Annotated in this window: 17 protein-coding genes; 4 read left to right on the top strand and 13 right to left on the bottom strand. The window is 68.8% G+C overall.

Annotated features, from left to right (window positions below; translation table 11 throughout):
* The first annotated feature begins 9 nt into the window (after nucleotides 1-9).
* Nucleotides 10-492, top strand: coding sequence for a DUF624 domain-containing protein (locus tag AC1DP3_RS10245; protein ID WP_477293060.1), 483 nt, complete (start codon nucleotides 10-12; stop codon nucleotides 490-492).
* 70 nt (nucleotides 493-562) lie between these two features.
* On the opposite strand, the gene AC1DP3_RS10240 is transcribed toward AC1DP3_RS10245, so the two are convergent.
* Genes AC1DP3_RS10240 through AC1DP3_RS10230 form a run of 3 tightly spaced genes read right to left on the bottom strand, consistent with a single transcriptional unit; the run spans nucleotide 563 to nucleotide 4,320 of the window.
* Nucleotides 563-2,314 carry a type 2 periplasmic-binding domain-containing protein gene (locus AC1DP3_RS10240; RefSeq protein WP_477293059.1) on the bottom strand — a complete coding sequence of 584 codons (1,752 nt, stop codon included), beginning with the start codon at nucleotides 2,312-2,314 and terminating at the stop codon, nucleotides 563-565.
* Between the two features lie 32 nt (nucleotides 2,315-2,346).
* Nucleotides 2,347-3,306 (bottom strand): carbohydrate ABC transporter permease, encoded by a 960-nt coding sequence (locus AC1DP3_RS10235; RefSeq protein ID WP_477293058.1) that lies wholly within the window; start codon nucleotides 3,304-3,306, stop codon nucleotides 2,347-2,349.
* Between the two features lie 12 nt (nucleotides 3,307-3,318).
* Nucleotides 3,319-4,320 carry an ABC transporter permease gene (locus AC1DP3_RS10230; protein WP_477293057.1) on the bottom strand — a complete coding sequence of 334 codons (1,002 nt, stop codon included), beginning with the start codon at nucleotides 4,318-4,320 and terminating at the stop codon, nucleotides 3,319-3,321.
* Nucleotides 4,321-4,650: 330 nt separating this feature from the next.
* Here AC1DP3_RS10230 and AC1DP3_RS10225 point away from each other — a divergent pair, with 330 nt between their 5' ends.
* Nucleotides 4,651-7,029 carry an ATP-binding cassette domain-containing protein gene (locus tag AC1DP3_RS10225; protein ID WP_477293056.1) on the top strand — a complete coding sequence of 793 codons (2,379 nt, stop codon included), beginning with the start codon at nucleotides 4,651-4,653 and terminating at the stop codon, nucleotides 7,027-7,029.
* A gap of 19 nt (nucleotides 7,030-7,048) precedes the next feature.
* On the opposite strand, the gene AC1DP3_RS10220 is transcribed toward AC1DP3_RS10225, so the two are convergent.
* From AC1DP3_RS10220 to AC1DP3_RS10210, 3 genes are read right to left on the bottom strand one after another with little or no spacing between them, the layout of a single operon-like run.
* The gene (locus AC1DP3_RS10220) at nucleotides 7,049-7,510 is read right to left on the bottom strand and encodes a recombinase family protein (protein ID WP_477293055.1); all 462 of its coding nucleotides are present in this window, start codon (nucleotides 7,508-7,510) and stop codon (nucleotides 7,049-7,051) included.
* 53 nt (nucleotides 7,511-7,563) lie between these two features.
* Nucleotides 7,564-9,345 carry a cation:proton antiporter gene (locus tag AC1DP3_RS10215; RefSeq protein ID WP_477293054.1) on the bottom strand — a complete coding sequence of 594 codons (1,782 nt, stop codon included), beginning with the start codon at nucleotides 9,343-9,345 and terminating at the stop codon, nucleotides 7,564-7,566.
* 3 nt (nucleotides 9,346-9,348) lie between these two features.
* Nucleotides 9,349-10,359: a malate dehydrogenase gene (locus tag AC1DP3_RS10210; RefSeq protein ID WP_477293053.1), complete on the bottom strand. Its 1,011-nt coding sequence runs from the start codon at nucleotides 10,357-10,359 to the stop codon at nucleotides 9,349-9,351.
* Nucleotides 10,360-10,440: 81 nt separating this feature from the next.
* On the opposite strand from AC1DP3_RS10210, the gene ypfJ reads away from it, so the two are divergent.
* Nucleotides 10,441-11,313, top strand: a complete 873-nt coding sequence (gene ypfJ, locus AC1DP3_RS10205) for a KPN_02809 family neutral zinc metallopeptidase (protein ID WP_477293052.1) — start codon at nucleotides 10,441-10,443, stop codon at nucleotides 11,311-11,313.
* Nucleotides 11,310-12,383: a prolyl aminopeptidase gene (gene pip / locus AC1DP3_RS10200; protein ID WP_477293051.1), complete on the top strand. Its 1,074-nt coding sequence runs from the start codon at nucleotides 11,310-11,312 to the stop codon at nucleotides 12,381-12,383. Before ypfJ ends, pip begins: the two co-directional genes overlap by 4 nt.
* Before the next feature lie 11 nt (nucleotides 12,384-12,394).
* On the opposite strand, the gene AC1DP3_RS10195 is transcribed toward pip, so the two are convergent.
* From AC1DP3_RS10195 to AC1DP3_RS10165, 7 genes are all read right to left on the bottom strand, one after another.
* The gene (locus AC1DP3_RS10195) at nucleotides 12,395-14,038 is read right to left on the bottom strand and encodes a GMC family oxidoreductase (protein WP_477293050.1); all 1,644 of its coding nucleotides are present in this window, start codon (nucleotides 14,036-14,038) and stop codon (nucleotides 12,395-12,397) included.
* Nucleotides 14,035-15,807, bottom strand: coding sequence for an aldehyde dehydrogenase family protein (locus tag AC1DP3_RS10190; RefSeq protein ID WP_477293049.1), 1,773 nt, complete (start codon nucleotides 15,805-15,807; stop codon nucleotides 14,035-14,037). The genes AC1DP3_RS10195 and AC1DP3_RS10190 overlap by 4 nt, the downstream gene beginning before the upstream one ends.
* 79 nt (nucleotides 15,808-15,886) lie before the next feature.
* Nucleotides 15,887-17,326, bottom strand: coding sequence for an MFS transporter (locus tag AC1DP3_RS10185; protein ID WP_477293048.1), 1,440 nt, complete (start codon nucleotides 17,324-17,326; stop codon nucleotides 15,887-15,889).
* Between the two features lie 84 nt (nucleotides 17,327-17,410).
* Nucleotides 17,411-18,688, bottom strand: coding sequence for a kynureninase (locus tag AC1DP3_RS10180; protein WP_477293047.1), 1,278 nt, complete (start codon nucleotides 18,686-18,688; stop codon nucleotides 17,411-17,413).
* Nucleotides 18,678-19,655, bottom strand: coding sequence for an amidohydrolase family protein (locus AC1DP3_RS10175; RefSeq protein WP_477293046.1), 978 nt, complete (start codon nucleotides 19,653-19,655; stop codon nucleotides 18,678-18,680). The genes AC1DP3_RS10180 and AC1DP3_RS10175 overlap by 11 nt, the downstream gene beginning before the upstream one ends.
* 3 nt (nucleotides 19,656-19,658) lie before the next feature.
* Entirely contained in the window at nucleotides 19,659-20,519 is an 861-nt protein-coding gene (gene kynA, locus AC1DP3_RS10170) for a tryptophan 2,3-dioxygenase (protein ID WP_477293045.1), read from the bottom strand.
* Nucleotides 20,520-20,551: 32 nt separating this feature from the next.
* Nucleotides 20,552-20,812, bottom strand: a complete 261-nt coding sequence (locus AC1DP3_RS10165; protein WP_477293044.1) for a glutaredoxin family protein — start codon at nucleotides 20,810-20,812, stop codon at nucleotides 20,552-20,554.
* Nucleotides 20,813-20,944: the final 132 nt, after the last annotated feature.

The following is a 20,944-nucleotide window of genomic DNA, read 5'->3' as shown; positions in this document are numbered from 1 at the left end:
CTCTCAGGGATGCGCATCGACCCAGAGAGCCGTGGCCTGAACGGACTCAGCACCTTTCTCACGTTCGTGGCGCTCAACGTCGTCTACCTCGTGGCGTGCCTCCCCATCGTGACGATCGGGGCTGCGACGGCCGCACTCTACGAGGTCATGATCCGCTTCTCGGACGAGGAGAGCGGCCGGCCTCTGCGGGACTGGTTCGGCGCGTTCCGGGCCAACTTCGGCCGGGCGACGCTCGTCTCGCTCGCGCTGCTCGTTCCGTTCCTGGTCCTCGCGTTCAGCGGGTTCTTCTGGCTCTCGCTCTCGCACGTTCTCGCCGGCGCCGCCTCGCTCCTGGCCTTCCTCGGCTCCGCCTACCTGCTCGCCGCCTTCCTCTACGGCATGGCTCAGGTGGCGTACTTCCGCAACAGCGTCCGTCAGACGATCAAGAACGCGCTGCTCCTTCCGGTCGTCGAGCCGGTGCGGACACTCGGGATCGTCCTGATCCCGGTGTAGAGGCGCGCAGATGTGCGGGGCTCGGGATGCCGCAGCATCCCGAGCCCCTCTTCGTCTGGTCAGGCGCGGGTCAGCCCGCGAACTCCTCGGTCACCGCGACGCGCGCATCGTTCTGCGCCTTCGCGTTGTCCATGTCGACCTTGAGCACGTCCTCGTAGCCGAGGCCGTTGGCCGTCTGGATGAGCTCGTCGAGGAGCGACTGGAACTGCGCGTCGTTCTCGGCGAAGACCATCTGCCACGAGTACTGCTTGATGATCTCCTTGACCTGGTTGCGGAGCGTCTCGGTCGACGAGTCATCGGCCGGGGCCGCGTAGCTCGCGCCGGGTGCGACCAGCACCTGGTCGTTCGCCTCGAGGTAGCCCATCGTGGTGGTCTCGCCGCCCATCTTGGCCGACCAGTCCTCCGTCAGCGTGTTCGCGGTCGCGGCCTGGTACGAGGGCCAGAAGGTGTAGCTGTACGGGAAGCCCGTCGCAGCGTCGACATCGATCGGCAGCACCGATGCGACGTTGAGCGCCGAGACGCCGTCGGCGTACTCGCCGCCGCCCCATTCCTCGGGGACGGTCGCGCCGCCCTCGAGGAAGACCTGGCTGCCGAACTCGGTGAGCTCGGGCTCGCCCTTGTCGTTGACGTCCCACGTGAGACCCTGCGGACCCGCCGAGCCCATGGTCTGGCTGCTGTTCGCGTAGGCGCCTTCGGCCGAGTACAGCCAGTCGATGAACGCGGCGATGCGTTCGGGATCCTCGGCCTTGGAGCCGATTGCGAAGACCTGCTTGCCGCCGTAGGCCTCGGCGCCGTACGAGAAGATCGACTGGTCCTTCAGCGGGGCCATCTCGAAGCCCTTGCCTGCGGCCATGTTCTCTTCGGTGTTGTAGGCCGACTGTCCGAGCCAGGGCCACCAGGAGAAGAGCACCTGGCCGTTCTGGAACTTCGAGAAGAGGGTGTCGTAGTTCTGCGTGGTCGATTCGGGGTCGACGAGGCCGAGCTGGTTCGCGTCGTAGTAGAGACGCAGGTTGCGGATGTACTCGCTGTCGGGGTCGAGGATGCTCTGATAGTCCGAGCCGTCAGCCTTGGCGAGCACGAAGCCGATCTCGTCGTACCCGTAGAAGCAGGCGGGCTGCTTCGCCGTGACCATCATGTTGCCGTCCCAGTCCTTGAACAGCGAGAAGGCGTACGCCGGCTGGCCGTTGTCGCCGGTCGGGGCGAGCTTCTGCATGTCGGCGAGGACAGGCAGGAGGTCTTCGAGGGTGTTGATCTCCGGGTACCCGAGCTGCTTGTACAGGTCCCATCGGACGTACGGTCCGAACGTGGGGTTGAGTCCCTCGGATGCCTCGGTGGGAAGGAGGGACGAGACCGAGGTGGGGAACCCGTACGTGCCGTCGCTGCCTTCGTTCAGGTGCTCCACGGCGGCGTCGAATTCGGCGAGGTTCTCCATCGCCGGATAATACGGCGCTCCGTCCTTGACGAGTCCGCCCTGGATCAGCTCGTCGAGCTTCTCGCCCTTGTCGGTGATGATGAGGTCACCGAGGTCGCCCGCGGCGACTCGGGTGTTGTAGAGCGTGTCACCGCCGCCCGCGACGTTCGGGGCGATGATGTTGAGCTTCATGTTGAACTTGTCCTTGACGAGCTTGGCGAACCAGCCCTCCTGGATGCCCATGTAGTTGGCGAGGCCGTCGAAGACGTCGATGGTGATCTCGTTGTCCCATGAGGCGGGGAACTCCTCGATCGCCGCGGTGTCTGCGTTTCCGCCGGCGGAGCACGAGACGAGTGAGCCCGCGGCCAGAAGCGCGACGAGCGCCAGTGAGGCTTTTTTCTTGAGCTTCATTGCTTTCCTTTCTGGTGTGGTGTTGGCCGCTGTCAACCCTTGACGGCGCCCAGCATGATGCCCTTCACGAAGAAGCGCTGGAAGAGGGGATAGACGAAGATGATGGGCAGTACGACGAGGACCGAGACGGTCATCCGGATGGATGTCGGGGTCTGGCTGGTGGCGGCGCCGGCGATCTGGCCGAGGTTGCCGCCGGCGTCCTGGGCTGCCTGGGCGAGGCTGGATGCCTGATTGATGAACATGTAGAGCAGGTACTGCAACGTGTACAGCGACTGGTCGGTGATGTAGATCAGGGTGTCCTGGAAGCTGTTCCACTGCGTGACGGCGCTGAAGATCGCGATGGTCGCGAGGATCGGCGTCATGTTCGGCAGGTAGACGCGGAAGAAGATCTGGAAGATGTTCGCGCCGTCCATCTCGGCCGCTTCCTGCAGCTCGCGGGGCATCGACTCGACGTAGGTCTTGGCGAGGATGATGTTGAACGGCTGCACCACGAACGGGAGCACGTAGACCCAGAAGTTGTTGGTCAGGCCCAGGGTCTTCATGATGATGAACACCGGGATGAGGCCGGCGCTGAAGTACATCGTGATGATCAGGAAGCGGTACCAGAACTTGCGTCCCCACATGCGCGACTGGGTGAACATGAACCCCAGGAACGCGGAGGCGAGGACGGTGAGCGCGGTGCCGATGACGGTGCGGCCCAGGCTGACGACGGCGGCCATCGGCAGGCCGGGGAGCTGGAACACCTGGGTGTAGTTGGACAGGTGGAAGCCGGTCGGAAAGAGGCGCACGTCGCCGAGCGCGGAGACGTCGTTGGAGGAGACGGAGTTGATGATCAGGTAGTAGAACGGGTACGCGCAGATCAGCGCGAATGCGAAGAACAGGATGTAGTTCGCGATCCGGAACAGGATGTCGCCGACCGACCCGGTGGTTCGTGGCGGGGTGGGCGCCGACCCGGGGGTCAGGAGCGTCTGGGTGTGTGTCGTGGTGGTCATCGGCGCATCCCCTTAGACGATCGATTCGCCGCGGACGCGCTTGGAGACCGCGTTCACGGTGAGCAGCAGCGCGACCGAGATGATGCTCTTGAGCATCCCGATCGCGGTGGCGAGCGACAGGCTGTTGCCGGTCATGCCGATGTTGTAGACGTACAGGTCGAGGACCTGGATGTACTGCTTGTTGAACGCGTTCTGGAACACGTAGTACTGCTCCATGCCGTTGTTGAGGATGTTCGCGATCGACAGCAGCAGCAGCACGAGGTAAGTCGGCATCAGCTGCGGCAGGGTGATGTAGCGCATCAGCTGGAACCGGCCGGCGCCGTCGATGCGTGCGGACTCGTACAGCGACTGGTCGATCCCGGCGATGGAGGCGAGGTAGATGATCGCGCCCCAGCCCAGACCCTTCCAGATCGACCAGAGCGTCATCGTGATCCAGACGTTCTCGTCGGTGTCGAGGAACTTCAGCGGCGCGGTGATCAGCCCGGCATCCATGAGCACGTCGTTCACCAGGCCCGAGCTGGAGAACAGCGAGAACGCGATCATGTAGACCAGCACCCAGGAGATGAAGTTCGGCAGCGCGGTCAGGGTCTGCACCGACGAGCGGAACCACGTCGCGCGGACCTCGTTCAGGAAGATCGCGAAGAACAGCGGCAGGATCGACGTCGCGATCCCGAGGAAGCTGATCGCCAGGGTGTTCAGCAGCACCTGCCCGATCTGCGCCATCTGCGTCGGCGACGAGACCAGCATCTCGAACCACTGCAGCCCGACGAACTCGCTGCCCTCGATCCCCAGCGCCGGCTTGTAGTCGTACAGCGCGTACACCCACCCGTACAACGGCAGGTAGGAGAACAGGAACGCCAGGATCAGCAGCGGCAGGATGCACAGGAACAGCCGGAACGACGTCCGACTCCCCGCCGGACGCAGCCTGCGAGGGCGTCGCGTGCTGGAGTTCTTCTCCAGGTTGCGCATCGCCGCTTCCTGGTTGACCAGCTGACCCTGCGCCTGCGTCGTCATCAGCGCGCCACTCGGAATCGGGCATCCATGCGGGATGCCGCCGGGTGGGGTTGGCGTCGCTCCATGTCACTCCTTCGTGGATGGCCGTTGGAGAGAACTCAGGCGGGGGCCCATCCAACGTCGAAGCGCTTCGATTTCGAACCGCTTCGATGAGAAGAATAAGTCGGACCTCCTCCCACGTCAATAACGGCGATGTAACAAATTGGGAGCGCTCCCGAATCGCATCGATTCGAAAGGCTCACGCGGTAGAGGCAGCACCCGACCGCCTGGGCGCACCGCATGTCGCCCCCGTGCGGCAGACTGGCGACGGTTCAGCCGAGGAGGGCACACATGGCAGCGACGGAGCACACGCAGTCGGGCGAGCGTCACATCGCCGATTCCCACGAGGTGATCCGGGTGGTCGGGGCGCGTGAGAACAATCTCAAAAACGTCAGCGTCGAGATCCCCAAACGACGCCTCACGGTCTTCACGGGCGTGAGCGGATCGGGCAAGTCGTCGCTCGTCTTCGGCACGATCGCGAACGAGTCCMAGCGGCTGATCAATGAGACCTACCCGACTTTCGTCCAGCAGTTCATGGGGCAGCTGAATCGCCCCGAGGTCGACAGTCTCGAGAACGTGAGCCCCGCGATCATCGTCGATCAGGAGCGGATGGGCTCCAATGCGCGCTCGACCGTCGGCACGGCCACCGACGCCCATGCCATGCTGCGGATGCTGTTCAGCCGTATCGGCCAGCCCCACGTCGGCTCGCCGCAGGCGTTCTCGTTCAACATCCCCTCCGTCAAGGGCGCCGGTGCGGTCACGTTCGAGAAGGGCGGTCAGAAGGTCAAGGAGCGTCGGTCCTTCGAGATCACCGGAGGCATGTGCCCCGACTGCGAGGGGCTGGGCGAGGCGAGCGACGTGGATCTCGACGAGCTCTTCGATCGCGAGAAGTCGCTGGCCGGCGGCGCCATCACCATCCCGGGCTACAGCCCGGACGGCTGGCTCGTGCGCGCGTTCAGCGAGTCGGGATTCGTCGACCCCGACAAGGCGATCAAGGACTACACCGAGCAGGAGCTGYACGACTTCTTGTACAAGGAGCCCACGAAGGTCAAGATCCAGGCGATCAACATGACCTATGAGGGTCTGGTGCCCAAGATCACCAAGTCGATGCTCCAGAAGGACCGCGATGCGCTCCAGCCGCACGTGCGCGCTTTCGTCGATCGTGCGGTGAAGTTCATGCCGTGTCCGGGATGCGGCGGCACGCGCCTCAATGAGGGCGCGCGGTCCTCGAAGATYAGGGGCATCAGCATCGCCGACGCAGCCGCGATGCAGATCACCGATCTCGCACAGTGGCTCGGCACCGTCGACGACCMTGAGGTCGCGCMACTGATGGTGGGGCTGCGTCAGACGATCTCCTCGTTCGTCGACATCGGCCTCGGCTACCTCTCGCTCGACCGGGCGTCGGGAACCCTGTCGGGCGGTGAGGCCCAGCGCACCAAGATGATCCGCCACCTCGGCTCCGCGCTGACCGATATCACCTACGTCTTCGACGAGCCGACCGCCGGGCTGCACCCGCACGACATCCAGCGCATGAACGAGCTTCTCGGCCTTCTGCGAGACAAGGGGAACACCGTCCTCGTCGTCGAGCACAAGCCGGAGGTCATCGAGACCGCCGACCACATTGTGGACCTCGGACCGGGCGCCGGGCGGGCCGGCGGAGAGGTTCAGTACGAGGGCGACGTCGCGGGCCTGCGCTCATCGGGCACGATCACGGGCCGGCACCTCGGCGATCGGGCGCGCATCAAGCCCGAAACCCGTGCGGTCAAGAGCGCACTCGAGATCCGCGGCGCGAGCCAGCACAACCTGAAGGCCGTGGATGTCGACATCCCCCTCGGCATCCTGACGGTCGTCACCGGTGTCGCCGGGTCGGGCAAGTCCTCGCTGATCCACGGCAACGTCCCGAAGTTCGACGACGTCGTCGTGGTCGATCAGGCCCCCATCAAGGGAAATCGGCGCAGCAGTCCCGCCACGTACACGGGCATGCTCGACACCATCCGCACCGCCTTCGCGAAAGCCAACGGGGTCAAGCCCGCCCTCTTCAGCGCGAATTCGGAGGGTGCGTGCCCCGCGTGCCGAGGACTGGGGGTCATCATCACGACGCTCGGCTTCACCCAGACTGTCGAGACGCTCTGCGAGCTGTGCGACGGCTCGGGGTTCAGCGACGATGTGCTCGAGTACCGCCTCGAGGGCCGGAACATCGCCGAGGTGCTCGCGATGTCGGCGCTCGAGGCGGCCGACTTCTTCGCGAAGGGGCCGGCCCATACGACGCTCGTGCGCATGATCGACGTGGGACTCGGCTACATCACGCTGGGCCAGGCGCTCAACACGCTGTCAGGCGGCGAGCGGCAGCGGCTGAAGCTGGCGATCTCGATGGCGAAGAAGGGCGCGATCTACGTGCTCGACGAGCCGACGACGGGACTGCACCTCGCCGACGTCGAGAACATGCTCGCCCTGCTCGACCGGCTCGTCGATGCGGGCAACAGCGTCATCGTCATCGAGCACCACCAGGCGGTCATGGCACACGCCGACTGGATCATCGACATCGGACCAGGCGCGGGCCACGACGGCGGGACGATCGTGTTCGAGGGGACTCCGGCCGACCTCGTCGCCCACGCCGACACCCTCACCGGCAAGCACCTGCGCGCATATGTCGGAGCGGCCCCCCGCTGAGGGCACTCGACCCGAGGTGTCAGCCCAGGGCGTCGTCGAGGTGCGGCGCGCCCTGGCGCAGCACCTTCACCACCACGCCGCGACGTGCGAGCTCCGCCAGTGTGCGGGTCTCCTCGTCGGTGTCGCGCCCGAGGGCGTGGACGTTGGTCACGACGAGCACGTCTCCGCGCACGAGACGGCCGAACAGACGCACGAGTCGCTCTTCCCACGACTCGAGCGTCTCCGGGGCGGGGTGGCGAAAGCCGTCGATCGGCACGCCGAAGCGGGTGAGCTCGTCACGCTGCTCGACCACGGAGGGCATGTCGTCACGCGAGATGACGAGTCCCACGAGCCGGGCGCTCGAAGGGCGGGCCTGCCACCAGTCGCGGTCGCGCTGCAGCTCGGTGAAGCACTGGGGGCACTCGGCGGCGTGCGCGAGCGTCACCGGGCCTGTCTCCGAGTTCGGCTCGACAGCATCCGGTGCCTGCATTGCCTGTGACATGCGCCCCCCTCTCGCTCTCTATTGTGCCCTGCGCGGCGCGCGGAAACCGGCGCTCACCCGTCGTCCTGCAGTCGCAGTTCGAGGCTCAGCTGGTCGGCGTCGAGCTCGGCGAGCGAATGCCGGAGGACCGCGGTGCTGTAGAGGCCGCCGGACGACAGCTCGACGAGACGGGATCGCATCGCCTCGATCATCGCGAGACGCAGTTCGAGAGCCTCGCCCATCGCGAGGCCGGACTCCTCGTCGGGCGGCTCGGTCAGGCGCGCACCGACGCCGCCCAGGAGGGTCTCGCTGAACGCGGAACCGTCCCGTCGCTCGAGTGCGGGATCCGCGAGAGCGGATGCCGCGGCCTGCCGCAGCTCGTCATCGAGCCGCAGCTGCTCCACCCGACTCACCTCGTCGGCGGTGGAGTCGTCGATGCGCAGCACGCGCACGAGCCAGGGGAGGGTGAGGCCCTGACCCATCAGGCTCCCGACCGCGACGAGGAAGGCGACGAACACGAGGAGCGGCCGCTCCGCCATCTCGCGCGGAAGCGTCTGAGCTGCGGCGAGGGTCACGACGCCCCGCATGCCCGCCCAGACGATGACGCTGCCATGCTTCCATCCCAGAGGGGACGCCTGGTAGTAGTCGATGTCGGCGAGCCCGCGCGCGATCCGCGCGCGCATGGCGCTGATCCGCCGGCTCCGGCGCTGCGGAGAGGGGTCACTCCGGGACGCTCCCCTCTCGTCATCCCGCGCGCCGCGTGTGAGCGCCGGCCCGGAACCCGGTGCGGGCGGCTGCGCCTCGATCTCGTCTATGCGATCGCTGAAGGACTCGAGTCGGGCTCTCGACCGCTGCTTGCGGCGCGCGCGGGCGCTCTGGAGCCAGACCAGGAGCGAGACGTACGCCGTTCGCACGGCCATGATGATCACGAAGGCGCCGAGCGCGAGCCACGCGGCATGCCCGATGCCACGGTCGTCGGCGAGGTTCTGCTGCAGCAGCTCCTTGAGCTCGAGCCCCATAAGGAGGAAGACGCCGCCTTCGAGCACGAGCTCGATCGTCCGCCAGTTCAGCTCGTCGGACATCCGCTGCTCGGGGGTGAACCAGCGTGCGGCGCCCTGACCGGTGACGATTCCGGCGACCACCGCGGCGACGAGGCCCGAACCGTCGAGGTGCTCGGCGGGCAGGTACGCCACGAACGGCACCACGATCCCGATCGCGGTGTTCGCCGCGGAGTTGCGGATGAAGTGCCGCAGGCGCAGGTTGAGCCACCCGACCACGCCCCCGATGAGGACGGCGATGAAGACTCCCCAGACGAACGCCCCGACGAAGCCTCCCTCGGGGGTGGTGCCTGTCACCGCGACCACGATGGCCACCCGAAGGAGCACCAGAGCGGTCGCGTCATTGAGCAGGCTCTCGCCTTCGAGAAGGGTGACGACCCGCCGCGAGATGCCGAGCCGTTTGACGATCGCCGTGGCGACGGCATCCGTCGGACTGAGAATCGCACCGAGGGCGAGTGCGAAGAATATGCCCAGGCCGGGGACGAGCTGGTTGAAGAAGGCGCCGAGTGCGACGGAACTGACGATCACGAGCAGCACCGAGAGCCCTGCGATCGGGCCGAAGTCGCGGCGGAACTCGATCGCCGGCAGCCGCACCGCCGCCGAGTACAGCAGCGGCGGAAGGATGCCGATGAGGATGATGTCGGGCTCCACCTGCACCGGCGGCACGAAAGGGAGCAGGCTCACACCGAGCCCGATCGCGACGAGGAGGAGCGGACCGGCGATCTTGATGCGCGGGGCCACGGCCGAGGTCACCGCGACCACGAGGACCCCGATGATGGCGAGGACGAGCGGGCCCATCGGCTAGATGACACCCAGATCGCGCACCGCGGCGCGCTCCGCCTCCAGTTCCGCGACGGATGCCGCGATTCGAGCGCGGCTGCGGTCGTCCAGCGACAGCCCCTCCACCACCCGATATCCCGAGCCGTCGCTCGTCACGGGGAAGGAGCACACGAGCCCTTCGGCGACGCCGTACTCGCCCGCCGAGACCACGGCGGCCGAGGTCCAGGCTCCGTCCGTCCCGCGCTGCGCATCATGGACATGCTCGATCGCGGCGTTCGCGGCCGAGGCGACCGAGGAGGATCCGCGCACCTCGATGATCTCGGCTCCCCGCTTGGCGACGCGCGGGATGAAAGTGTCGTCGAGCCACGCGATCGCCTGCTCGCGCCCGCCGTGTCGCTCGGCGAGAGCATCGATGACGGGGACTCCGCGCACGGTCGCATGCGAGACATCAGGGAACTGGGTCGCCGAGTGGTTTCCCCAGATCGCCACGCCGTCGATCTCGTCGGGGCGCGCGCCGAGCACGTCCGTCAGCTGTCCGACGGCCCGGTTGTGATCGAGACGCGTCAGGGCGGTGAAGCGCTCGGAGGGGATGTCGGGGGCGGATGCGGCGGCGATGAGGGCGTTCGTGTTGGCCGGGTTGCCGACCACGACGACCTGCACGTCATCGGCGGCCACGGCGTTCAGCGCCGCGCCCTGGGGACCGAAGATCCCGGCGTTCGCGGCCAGCAGGTCGCCGCGCTCCATCCCGGGGCCCCGCGGCCGGGATCCTACGAGCAGCGCGATGCTGCAGCCCTCGAACGCCGTTTCCGGCCTGTCCGACACGTCGACGCCGGCCAGCAGCGGAAACGCACAGTCCTGCAGCTCGAGCGCGGCGCCCTCGGCAGCCCGCATCCCCTGGGGGATCTCGAGCAGCTTCAGCCGCACCGGCCGGTCGGGGCCGAGCATCCCGCCCGCCGCGATCCGGAAGAGGAGCGCGTAGCCGATCTGACCGCCGGCGCCGGTGATCGTGACGGTCGTGGAAGTCGTGGCCATGACCCGAGCCTATTCCTGCCCCGAAAATCAAGGGGGTCTCAGATTGGGGCTGTTCCGGGCCCTCCGGGGTACCGTGATGCCATGACGTTCAATGAGAACGCCAGCGTCGGGGGGAACACGGCGAGGCGTCGTGGCGGCGGCATCGCTCTCGCCGGCGGTGGCATCACAGGTATCGGAGCGCTCGCGGTGCTCCTTCTCGGTCTGTTCACGGGCGGAGACTTCTCCAGCCTGCTCGGCCCGCTCGCGGGCGCGGGCGGCGGTGGCCAGGAGTCCGAGGTCGCCAACTGCGAGACCGGGGCCGATGCGAACAGGGACGACGCCTGCCGCCTGGCGGCGGCATCGCTGAACCTCAACCAGTACTGGGCGAAGAACATCGAGGGCTATCGGCAGCCCGACCTGATCATCGTCGACCAGTCGACCTCGTCGGCGTGCGGCACCGCCTCGAACCAGACCGGCCCGTTCTACTGCCCGCCCGAAGAGACGGTGTACGTCGATCCCACGTTCTTCGCGATCCTCCGCGAGCAGTTCGATGCGACAGCCGGACCTCTCGCCCAGCTCTATGTGCTCGCCCACGAGTACGGCCACCACGTGCAGAACATCGGCGGCATCATGGAGGCCTATCCCGACAACGGCACAGGGCCCGACAGCAACGGCGTGCGTACCGAGCTTCAGGCCGACTGCCTCGCCGGCGCCTGGGTCGCCGACGCGGGGGAGCAGGTCGACGAGAACGGCGTGCCGTTCCTGCAGCCGCCCACCGAGGCACAGATCCGCGATGCACTGGATGCCGCGGCCAGCGTCGGCGACGATCACATCCAGCGCGAGTCCGGTGCGCCCGTCAACCCCGAGGCGTGGACGCACGGATCGAGCGAGCAGCGCCAGCGATGGTTCCAGGTCGGATATCAGGGGGGCTACCAGGCGTGCGACACCTTCGGCGTGCCAGGGGACGAGTTGTGAGCACCCCCGCCCACCTCGACGACATCCTCTATCCACCCATCGAGCCCTATGAGAAGGGCGTCATCATCGTCGGCGACGGAAACCGCGTCTACTGGGAGCAGAGCGGCAACCCCGAGGGGAAGCCGGTCGTGTTCCTCCACGGCGGGCCCGGCGCGGGCACGTCGAGCTGGCACCGGAGGTTCTTCGACCCCGAGCGCTACCGGATCGTCCTGCTCGACCAGCGCGGGTGCGGCCGGTCCACTCCGCACGCCAGCAGCCCCGACGCAGAGCTGCGCCACAACACGACGTGGCATCTCGTGGCTGACATCGAGCTGCTCCGCCGAAATCTCGGCATCGAGCGCTGGCAGGTGTTCGGCGGATCGTGGGGCTCCGCCCTCGCGCTCGCCTACGCGCAGGCGCATCCCGAATCGGTGAGCGAGATCGTGCTGCGCGGCATCTTCACGCTCCGCCGCCACGAGCTCGAGTGGTTCTACGAGGGTGGCGCCTCGGTGATCTTCCCCGACCTGTGGGAGGACTTCATCGCGCCGATCCCGGTGCTCGAGCGCTCGCGCATGATCGAGGCGTACGCGCGGCGCCTCGCCGACCCCGACCCCGCCGTCCACCTGCCGGCTGGCATCGCATGGACCAGGTGGGAGGCCTCGACCCTCACGCTCCTCCCGGATCGGGATCTCGTCGCGACGATGACGGACCCCGATGCGGCACTCGCGTTCGCCCGTATCGAGAACCACTACTTCATGCACGGCGGCTTCTTCGACGAGGGTCAGCTGATCGCCGGTGTCGACGCGATCCGCGACATCCCGGCCGTGATCGTGCAGGGTCGCTACGACGTGTGCACGCCCCCGATGACGGCCTGGGACCTGCACCGCGAATGGCCCGAGGCGGAGCTCGTCATGGTTCCGGATGCCGGGCACTCCGCCTCCGAGCCGGGCATCGCCCGCGCGCTCCGCGCGGCCACCGACCGGTTCGCCGAGGGAACGACTCGCGTCGCCCAGCCCCCGTCCGACCAGTACGGCCCGGACGACCATTCCGACAACGAGGGCGGCGACTACGCCGACGTCTACGGCGGCTGACCGAATCCGGGTCAGCGCGCGGCGATGACGTCGGCGGCCCGCTCGCCGATCACGATCGCGGGCGCGTTGGTGTGTCCGCGGATGATCGTGGGCATGACCGAGGCGTCCGCCACTCGCAGACCTCGCACACCGCGGACGCGCAGCTCGGGGTCGACGACGGAGGCGGCATCCGTTCCCATCCTCGCCGTTCCGACCGGGTGGTACAGCGTGTGCGAGTAGTGGCGCATCGACAGCTCCGCGCGCTCCGCCGAGCTCATGCGCTCGCCGCCCTCCGGCTGCACCCAGCCGCCGGTGGTCAGCGCGCCGAGAGCCTTCGTGCCGATGAGGCGCTCGCACTCCGCAAGGCCGGCGAGCAGGGTGGCGGCGTCGATCCCGTCGGGGTCGGTCAGGTAGCCCGGATCGATCACGGCCTTCGCCGCCGGGTCTGCCGAGGCCAGCCGGATCGTCCCGCGGCTGCGCGGACGCAGCAGGATCGCGCCGACCGTGAGGCCTTCAGCGGGGAGGGGGATGAGTCCCTCGCCGACGTACGGCGCCGGCGCGAAGATGATCTCGATGTCGGGCAGGCCCTCGGGGAGGCCCTCCTGATCGGCCACCGCCGTGCGGACGAACCCGTACGCCTCTCCGACGTTGGAGGTGAGCATCCCTCGTCGTCCCGTGAGATAGCGTGCCAGCTGGCCGATGCTCTCGGCCGTGTACAGCGTCCCGCCTGTGCCGGCGGGGGCGAGCCCGGCAACCAGGTGGTCCTGAAGGTTCCCTCCGACATCGGCACTGTCCACCAGGGTCGGGATGCCGTGCTCCGCGAGGTGCGCCGAAGGCCCGATGCCGCTGAGCATGAGGAGCTGCGGCGTGTTGATCGCCCCACCGCTCAGGATGACCTCGCGCCGCGCGATGGCCTGGCGCGGGATGCCGTCGATCTCGACGTACACGCCCGTCGCACGCGGCGCCGTCGGCGCGCCGGCAGCTTCTGACCGCTCGAACGTCACCTTCCGCACGAGCGCGCCGGTGACGACCCGCAGGTTGCGGCGGCGCTTCGCGGGCCGAAGGTAGGCGTCCGCCGTGGATGCCCGTCCGCCACGACGCTGGGTCACCATCGTCTGCGAGAAGCCCTGGCCCATCGGAAGATTGGGGGATGTCACCTCGTGGCCGAGCTCCCGCGCCGCCTCGAGAAAGGCCCGCGTCTGCGGCCGCGGGTCGCGCTGATGCTCGATGCTCTGCGCGCCGTCGGCTCCCTGGGTGTCGTCGACGGGGTCGCTCGTCCGCTCGGCGCGCCGGAAGTAGGGCACCAGTGCGTCCCACGACCAGGCGGGGCCCGCGGCATCCGCCCACTCGTCGTAGTCGGCGGCGAAGCCGCGGATCCACATCATGGCGTTCAGCGACGATGACCCGCCGAGCGTCTTGCCGCGCGGCCAGTAGATCGTGCGGTCGTCGAGCTCGCGCTGCGGAACGGTGTCGTACGACCAGTCGTACGGGCCGCGGAAGAGCTTCGAGAAGGCCGCCGGCACATGCAGCTCGAGAGCCCTGTCGGGGGCGCCCGCCTCGAGGAGGAGGACGGAGACGGCCGGGTCCTCGCTCAACCGTGCCGCCAGAGCGGCGCCCGCGGAACCTGCGCCGACGATGATGTAGTCGGCCGCGAGATCGCCGCTGCCGCGGGTCATGCGCGGAACGCCTGCAGCAGGGTCTTGCCGAGCCCGACCCAGTCGTGGGTCATCTGGAACCGCGTGAAGCCCTCGGAGACCGCAGCGCCCGTGCGGGAGGAGACGAACCACGGGGGCTTCGGCAGCACCGAGAACGTGCCCGGCCGGCCGAGAGCCCCGCTCGAGCGGGGGAAGGGGCGGAAGGGTCCTCGCACCACCGAGCGCTCGACGGCGTCGAGCAGCAGGGCGTTGTGCACCACTCCGAGACCGCTGCCGACGTCGTCGATGCTCGACCCGGGGAAGCCGCCCCACGTGAGCGCAGGCTGCAGGTAGCCGAACGCGGTCCACGCGTTGATCGCAATGGAGCCATAGCGGAGGTCGGCGATCGCCCGTTCGAATCCCGCGCCGAGCGCGTCCTGCGTGGCGGGGTCGATGAGCACGTTCGCGCCGAGAGTGCCGACGAGCCGCTCGTTGGCATGTCCGACAGCGCGGTCGAGGAACTCCTGCCCCAGGCCGGGAAGCGTGACGACGCCCAGCACCGGGGCGAAGTACTCCGTCTGCTCCAGCGCGCTGCAGTCGTCTGCCTCGTCGAGCTCGACCAGCGCACGAGTGCCGTCGTTCATCCACACCGCGGACGGGTAGGCGGATGCTGCGGCCTGGAGCCGCTCGGCGCTCCGGGGATACCACGCCGAGCGCTCGGGCGCCGCGGTGAAGGCCGCTTCGAGCGCGGCGAGGAAGGCCTCGCGCTGCGGCCAGTCCGAGCTCAGCAGCACGACCTGTCCGGCGATGCAGTTGTGGCCGCTGTTCTGCAGCCGCATCGTCGCGACATGCTCCGCCTGGAAGGCGAGGTCGGCGTCGCTCCACTGGCCGGGCACGACGATGATCGGCGAGACTCCGCCGAGCTCGGCGGTGATGGGCTTGTGGAGAAGCGGACGCCCCTCGGTGCGCCGGCGCGCGGTCGCGGCGGCACCGGGCCCCTGCGAAGAACCCCACACGATGGTGTCGAAGGTCGCCGCAGCTCCGGTGATGTGGACGTGCGCGATGTCCGGGTGCTGCGTCAGGTAGGCGCCGACGTCGGGTCCGCCCGTCACGATGCGCACGAGGCCGAGCTCGATGAGCGGCGCGAGCGCCCGTGTGAACACCGGCACCAGGGCGTCCTGGGTCGGATTGACCTTGAGGATCACCACACGGTTGTGGGCGAGCAGCTCGTAGAAGACGTCGAGCACGGGGATGGAGGTGACGTTGCCGGCACCGAGCACGAGGCCGATGCCGCCCGAGCTCGCCGGGGAGAGCTGGGCGAGGCCCGCGGTGCGCGTGGCGTCCGCCTCCGAGACGCCGGGTTGCAGCCACACCTCGCCGGAGAAGCCCGACAGCAGGAGGCCGTCGATGGGGTCGAGCGGGAAGGCCTGAACACGCACTCGGCCGTCGGGACCGGCATCCGTCTTCACTCCGTCGAGCGGGCTCCCGCCCTTCGACAGCTTCGTCAGCGTGCGGTGGTAGGCGTCCAGCGCGATGATCGCGGCGTAGGGCCCGCCGAGCCATTCCTCGCCCCGGAGGGGGTGCCCGGCCTCGAGGTCCTTCGAGGTGGCCGCGGTATCGGCCCACTCCTCGGCCTGTGCGACGACGGTCGCCCTGACCCGCTCGAGCAGGCGCGCGCGCTGCCCCAGTGTCAGATGCGACCAGGCGGCGACGCCGGTCTTCAGCTCGGCGATGGCCGCGTCGATCGCAGGCGCCGATGCGGGCGCCTCGATCCGGCGGGGCGGGGCGGAAGTCTTCGCGGTGGGCGACAAGGCGCTCTCCTTCGGGCGGGTGGCCCCAGCTTAGGCGCGCGGCCTGGGGAATCGGTGAGACGCAGTCCCGAAGCGGGCGCTACGCAGTGCCAGGCTCGATGTCGATCCTTCGGAGGCGATAGCGGCCCAGCGTCAGCATGCTGAGCACGATGAGGACGGCCGGGGCGACACTGAAGCTGACGACGATGCCGACGATGGCGGCATCCGGCTGCGTGACCAGCTGGTCGGCGGTCGACGAGACGTAGCCGGTGAGCGCGAGGATGAGCGCGAGCGTGGTGGCGCCCAGCGCGAAGCCGACCGTCTCGCCGGCCGTCCACACGCCGCTGAACGAACCGGCCTGACCGGGTCCGCTCGTGCGCTCGTCGTGCGAGATCACATCGGGGAGCATCGCCATCGGAAGGGACTGCATGCCCGCATACGCCACGCCCGCGACGGCCACCGGGGCGTAGATCCACTCGCCGGGCGCCCACAGGACCGCCACGATCGACAGTGCGGCGACGGCGAAGATCGCGCTCGCGACGGCGAACGTGCGCTCCTTGCCGACCCGACGCGCGACCTGCCCCCATACCGGCGCGGCGAACAGCGCCGGGGCGATGAGCGCCACGAAGAGCAGGGTGACGGCGTCCTCGGATTTCAGCACCCACGTCGCGACGTACTGGGCGCCCGCGAGCATGAGTCCTGTCGCGAGCGCCTGCAGGACGAACGTGCCCAGCAGGGCGCGGAAGGGCGCGCTTCGCTGCAGGGCCCGGATGCCGGCGGCGAAGTGCTGGCGGATGTTCGAGGTCTCCTGGGCGGCGTCACCCGCGCCCCGGAACTGGGGCCCCGTGCCACTGGAGTCGGCTGCGGCGCGGCTCACGGCCTTGCGCGCGACCGTCGTCGCGGTGAGCATCCCGAGGGCGATCACGACACCCGCCACGACGCCCATCACGAGGTATCCGGTGACCGGATCGCCGGTGAGGCCGCGCAGCGCGGGTCCTCCCGCGCCGAACAGCAGGATCGCGAAGGTCAGCACGACCACCCGCCACGTGAGGAGACGCGTGCGCTCGTCATAGCTCGTGGTGAGCTCGGCCGGCAGTGCGATGTACGGCACCTGGAAGAGGCTGAACGCCGTCGCGGTCAGCGTGAAGGCGATGAGCACCCAGACGGCGCCCGCCAGAGGCCCGAGGACGGGAGGGACGGCGAAGGTCAGCGCGAAGAAGACCGGCAGCATCAGCGATCCGAGCAGCATCAGGCGCCGGCGGGTGCCGTGCCGGGCGAGATCCCGGTCGGTGAGGGCTCCGATGACCGGGTCGATGATGACATCCCAGATCTTCGCGATCGTGATCACGAGGCCTGCAGCGAGCGCTGCGACACCGAGGGAGTCGGTGAGGTAGTAGGTCAGCACGAGCCCGGGAAGGGTGGCGAAGCCGCCCGTGCCGAGGGATCCGATGGCGTAGCGCCCGATGGTGCCGGCTGAGAGTCGAGGTGATGACTGCGAGGGTGCCGGCGCTTCCGCTGCGCCGGGAGCGTCGATGCTCATCGCGACAGCATAAGCGCCTCACGGGGAGAGCCCGTGCGACTGTGCACCCGGACGTCTCGGTGGCTGGCCGGCTGGTCGACGGGCTCAGCGACCCGAGGCGCTCGTCGCGCGGACCGCGTGGAGGACGGCCAGCATCCCGGTGTGCACTTCGGCGAAGCTCGTCGAGAGCGGCGAGAGGCCGATCCGCAGCCCGCCGGGGTCGCGGTAGTCGGGGATCACGTCCTCTGCCCACAGCCGCGCGGTCACCTCGCGCATGGTCGGATGCGACAGGGTCACGTGCCCGCCGCGCTGTGCGGGTGCCCGGGGGGAGGCGACCTCCACGCCGAGCGGTGCGAGCAGTTCGTCGGCGATGCGCAGGGTGAACTCGGTGAGCGCGATCGACTTCTCGCGGATCGCGCCGATGCCGGCGTCCTCGATCATCGCCAGGGTGTCCTGCATGGCGAGCATGCCGAGCACCGGGGGAGTCCCCGACAGGAACCGTCGCATTCCGGTCGCCGGGAGATATTCCGGTCCCATGGCGAAGACGTCGGCGGCTCCCATCCAGCCCTGGATCGGCTGTGCCAGAGCGGCCTGGTGCCGCTCTGCCACGTACGCGAATGCCGGTGCACCCGGACCGCCGTTGAGATATTTGTAGGTGCAGCCGACCGCGAGGTCGAAGCCCCACGCGTCTGCCTCGACGGGCACCGAACCGGCCGAGTGGCAGAGGTCCCACAGGATGAGCGCGCCGGCGTCGTGCGCGATGCGGGTCAGCGCCTCGGCATCCGTGTGATATCCCGAGCGATAGGCGACGTGGCTGAGCACCACCACCGCGGTCTGCGGACCGACCGCGGCCGCCAGCGCGTCGGCGTCGACGCCGGACGCCGTGTCGACATCGACCCAGCGCACGTGACCGCCGCGCTCGGCGGCGATGCCCTCGACCAGGTAGCGATCGGTCGGGAAGTTGTCGCGGTCCACGACGATCTCCCGCCGCCCCGGGTCCGCGGCGCGCTGCGCGTCGAACGCCGCACGCACCAGCTTGTACAGCAGCACCGTCGTGGAGTCTCCGACGACGGTCTGCCCGGGTGCCGCGCCGATCACCGCGCGCCCGATCGTGTCGCCGATCGTGAACGGCAGCTCCATCCAGGTCTCATCCCAGGCGCGGATCAGGCGCCCGCCCCACTGGTCGGTGACGAACCGGGCGAGCCGCTCGGCGGTGGCGCGGGGCGGCCGTCCGAGCGAGTTGCCGTCGAAGTAGACGAGCGGGGTCTCGGTTCCCACGAACAGCGCACGCCGGTCCGCCAGCGCGTCGGCCGCGTCGAGCCGGGAGGCCTCGTCCGCCAGCGCCTCCTCGACGGATCGGAGAGCGCCCGCGTCAGTGCTCATCCCGCACGACCTCTTCATCGGGTACGACCGTCGCCCCGCCGAGCCAGGCTGGGATGTCGTCGAGCGTCCGCGGCGGAGCGCCCGGGACGAAGGTCGCGACGCCGTGCGGGCCGTCGACCCCCGGCCACGGACCGGTCATCGTGGCGATGAGCCGGGGTCCTCGCAGGCCCGCGGCGTCGAGCGCGGCCAGCTCGTCCGGCTGGATCCCCGCGGGCCGCTCGCCGTTGCCGAGGTCGGTGCCGTAGAGCACCCGCCCGCCTGCGGCGACGAACGTCGCCAGATTGATCGCCGCGCGTTCGCGGTCGACGCCGTCGTGGATCGAGAGGGTCGAGATCCACCGCTGCCTGAGCGCGATGGCGCGCGCGATCGACGCGCCGTCGAGCCATTCGCTGAACGGCGCGTGGGCGAGGGCATCCACCCCGGCGTCGAGCGCGAGGCGCATCGTGCCCTCGCCCTCCACATGCGCTACGACGGGAAGTCCGCGCTCGCGCGCGCACGCGACGATCGACCGGAGTGTCTCGGCGTCGAGGACCGGTCCCGCGGCCGCGTTCAACGCCACCTTGATGACGGATGCTCCGCACGACGCCTGCTCATCGACGACCGTCGCCGCACTCCAGGCCACGCCCGGGTGCCGCGACGGATCGGACACTTCACGCGTGATGGCCGACGTGGCCCACGGCCGCCCCACGGGGTAGCCGCCGGGTGCGGTGAGGAACGCCCCGGCATAGGCCAGGCGCGGGAACCCCTCGCGCGGCCGGCGGGCAAGGGCCAGCGGGTCGCCGCCGAGATCGACCACCGAGGCGATGCCGTGCGGGGCGAGCTCATGCTCGTCGATGAGGTGCAGGTGCACGTGGTGGTCGGTCAGGGCGGGCAGCACGACCCCGTGCTCGCCCGTGATCGCACGCCTGCCGGGTGCGGCGTCGGGTCCGAGCAGCTCACGGATCGCGAAGGGGTCGATGTGCAGCATCCGTCAGCTCCCGATCTCGGTCCTGACAGCGAAAAGCTCGGGGAAGAACGTGAGCTCGAGGGCCCGCTGCAGGAAGGGGACGCCGCTGGAACCCCCGGTGCCCTTCTTGAAGCCGATGATGCGCTCGACCGTCTTGAGATGGCGGAAGCGCCACAGCTGGAAGTTGTCCTCGAGGTCGACGAGCTCTTCGCAGGTCTCGTAGGCGGCCCAGTGCGCCTGCGGGTCGGCGTAGATGCCGGCGAAGACGGGAACGAGCTCGGGCGTGAAGGTCCAGGCCTTGGTGAGGTCGCGTTCGAGGACGGAGCCGGGTATGCCGTAGCCCGAGCGTGCGAGCAGGCGCAGGAACTCGTCGTAGAGGCTCGGAGCCTCGAACGCCCCCGACACGATCGCATGCGCGGCGGGGTCCGATTCGAAGATCCGCAGCATGCCGGCGTTCTTGTTGCCGAGGGTGAACTCGACCGCACGGTATTGGGCCGACTGGAAGCCGCTCGCATTGCCCAGCACCCCGCGGAACTGGCCGTACTCGGCGGGGGTGAGGGTTGCGAGCACAGACCACTGCTCGGTCAGGGTGCGCTGGATGTGCTTGACGCGGGCGATGCACTTGAGAGCGGGCGCGAGCTGATCGTCGCGCAGCAGCCCGCATGCTGCCGACAGCTCGTGCAGCACGAGCTTGAGCCAGAGCTCGGTCGTCTGGTGCTGGATGATGAACAGCAGCTCGTCGTGATGCTCCGGGGAGCTCAGCGGCCGCTGCGCCGACAGGAGCGTCTCGAGATCGAGGTAGCCGCCATAGGTCATGCGGTCCGAGAAGTCCGTGACGACCGACCCTTCGATCGTCCGGGTATTGGCCTCGACGCCTTCGCTCACGGCCTCAGCCTAGTGAGCGTCACGGCCCCGGGTCAGATGAGCGCGAGCTCGCGCAGCTTCGACTCGACGTCTGCGTTCGACGGCTCGACGTGGTGCGAGGCATCCGGGTATACGACCACCGGAATGCTCGTGCGCCCTGAGATCTCGCGCGCGACATCGGCGGCGTTCGGGTCGGCCAGAAGGTCGATGTACTCGTACGACACACCGAGCTGATCGAGCTGCTTCTTCGTGCGACGGCAGTCCATGCACCAGTCGGCGCCGAAGAGCGTGAGGGTCGAAGAGGAGGAAGTCATCGTTCAATTCTGACGCATAGATGCTGGACGATCGCCGGATGCGACGCTCCGGCCCTGTCTTTCCGCTGTGTGATTCCCCAGCAGATGAGGGGAAGATTCGCCGCGCGCCCCGCGCGTGCGACGATGTTCGCA

This window comes from Microbacterium sp. P5_B6 (genome assembly GCF_056400345.1).
This window is presented reverse-complemented; position numbering and strand designations above follow the sequence as displayed.

Excerpts from the sequence above, each read along its gene's own strand:
- AC1DP3_RS10245 (WP_477293060.1), top strand. The coding sequence starts at position 10 with ATGCGCATCGACCCAGAGAGCCGTGGCCTGAACGGACTCAGCACCTTT.
- AC1DP3_RS10240 (WP_477293059.1), bottom strand. The coding sequence starts at position 2,314 with ATGAAGCTCAAGAAAAAAGCCTCACTGGCGCTCGTCGCGCTTCTGGCC.
- AC1DP3_RS10235 (WP_477293058.1), bottom strand. The coding sequence starts at position 3,306 with ATGACCACCACGACACACACCCAGACGCTCCTGACCCCCGGGTCGGCG.
- AC1DP3_RS10230 (WP_477293057.1), bottom strand. The coding sequence starts at position 4,320 with ATGACGACGCAGGCGCAGGGTCAGCTGGTCAACCAGGAAGCGGCGATG.
- AC1DP3_RS10220 (WP_477293055.1), bottom strand. The coding sequence starts at position 7,510 with ATGTCACAGGCAATGCAGGCACCGGATGCTGTCGAGCCGAACTCGGAG.
- AC1DP3_RS10215 (WP_477293054.1), bottom strand. The coding sequence starts at position 9,345 with ATGGGCCCGCTCGTCCTCGCCATCATCGGGGTCCTCGTGGTCGCGGTG.
- AC1DP3_RS10210 (WP_477293053.1), bottom strand. The coding sequence starts at position 10,359 with ATGGCCACGACTTCCACGACCGTCACGATCACCGGCGCCGGCGGTCAG.
- ypfJ (WP_477293052.1), top strand. The coding sequence starts at position 10,441 with ATGACGTTCAATGAGAACGCCAGCGTCGGGGGGAACACGGCGAGGCGT.
- AC1DP3_RS10195 (WP_477293050.1), bottom strand. The coding sequence starts at position 14,038 with ATGACCCGCGGCAGCGGCGATCTCGCGGCCGACTACATCATCGTCGGC.
- AC1DP3_RS10185 (WP_477293048.1), bottom strand. The coding sequence starts at position 17,326 with ATGAGCATCGACGCTCCCGGCGCAGCGGAAGCGCCGGCACCCTCGCAG.
- AC1DP3_RS10180 (WP_477293047.1), bottom strand. The coding sequence starts at position 18,688 with ATGAGCACTGACGCGGGCGCTCTCCGATCCGTCGAGGAGGCGCTGGCG.
- AC1DP3_RS10175 (WP_477293046.1), bottom strand. The coding sequence starts at position 19,655 with ATGCTGCACATCGACCCCTTCGCGATCCGTGAGCTGCTCGGACCCGAC.
- AC1DP3_RS10165 (WP_477293044.1), bottom strand. The coding sequence starts at position 20,812 with ATGACTTCCTCCTCTTCGACCCTCACGCTCTTCGGCGCCGACTGGTGC.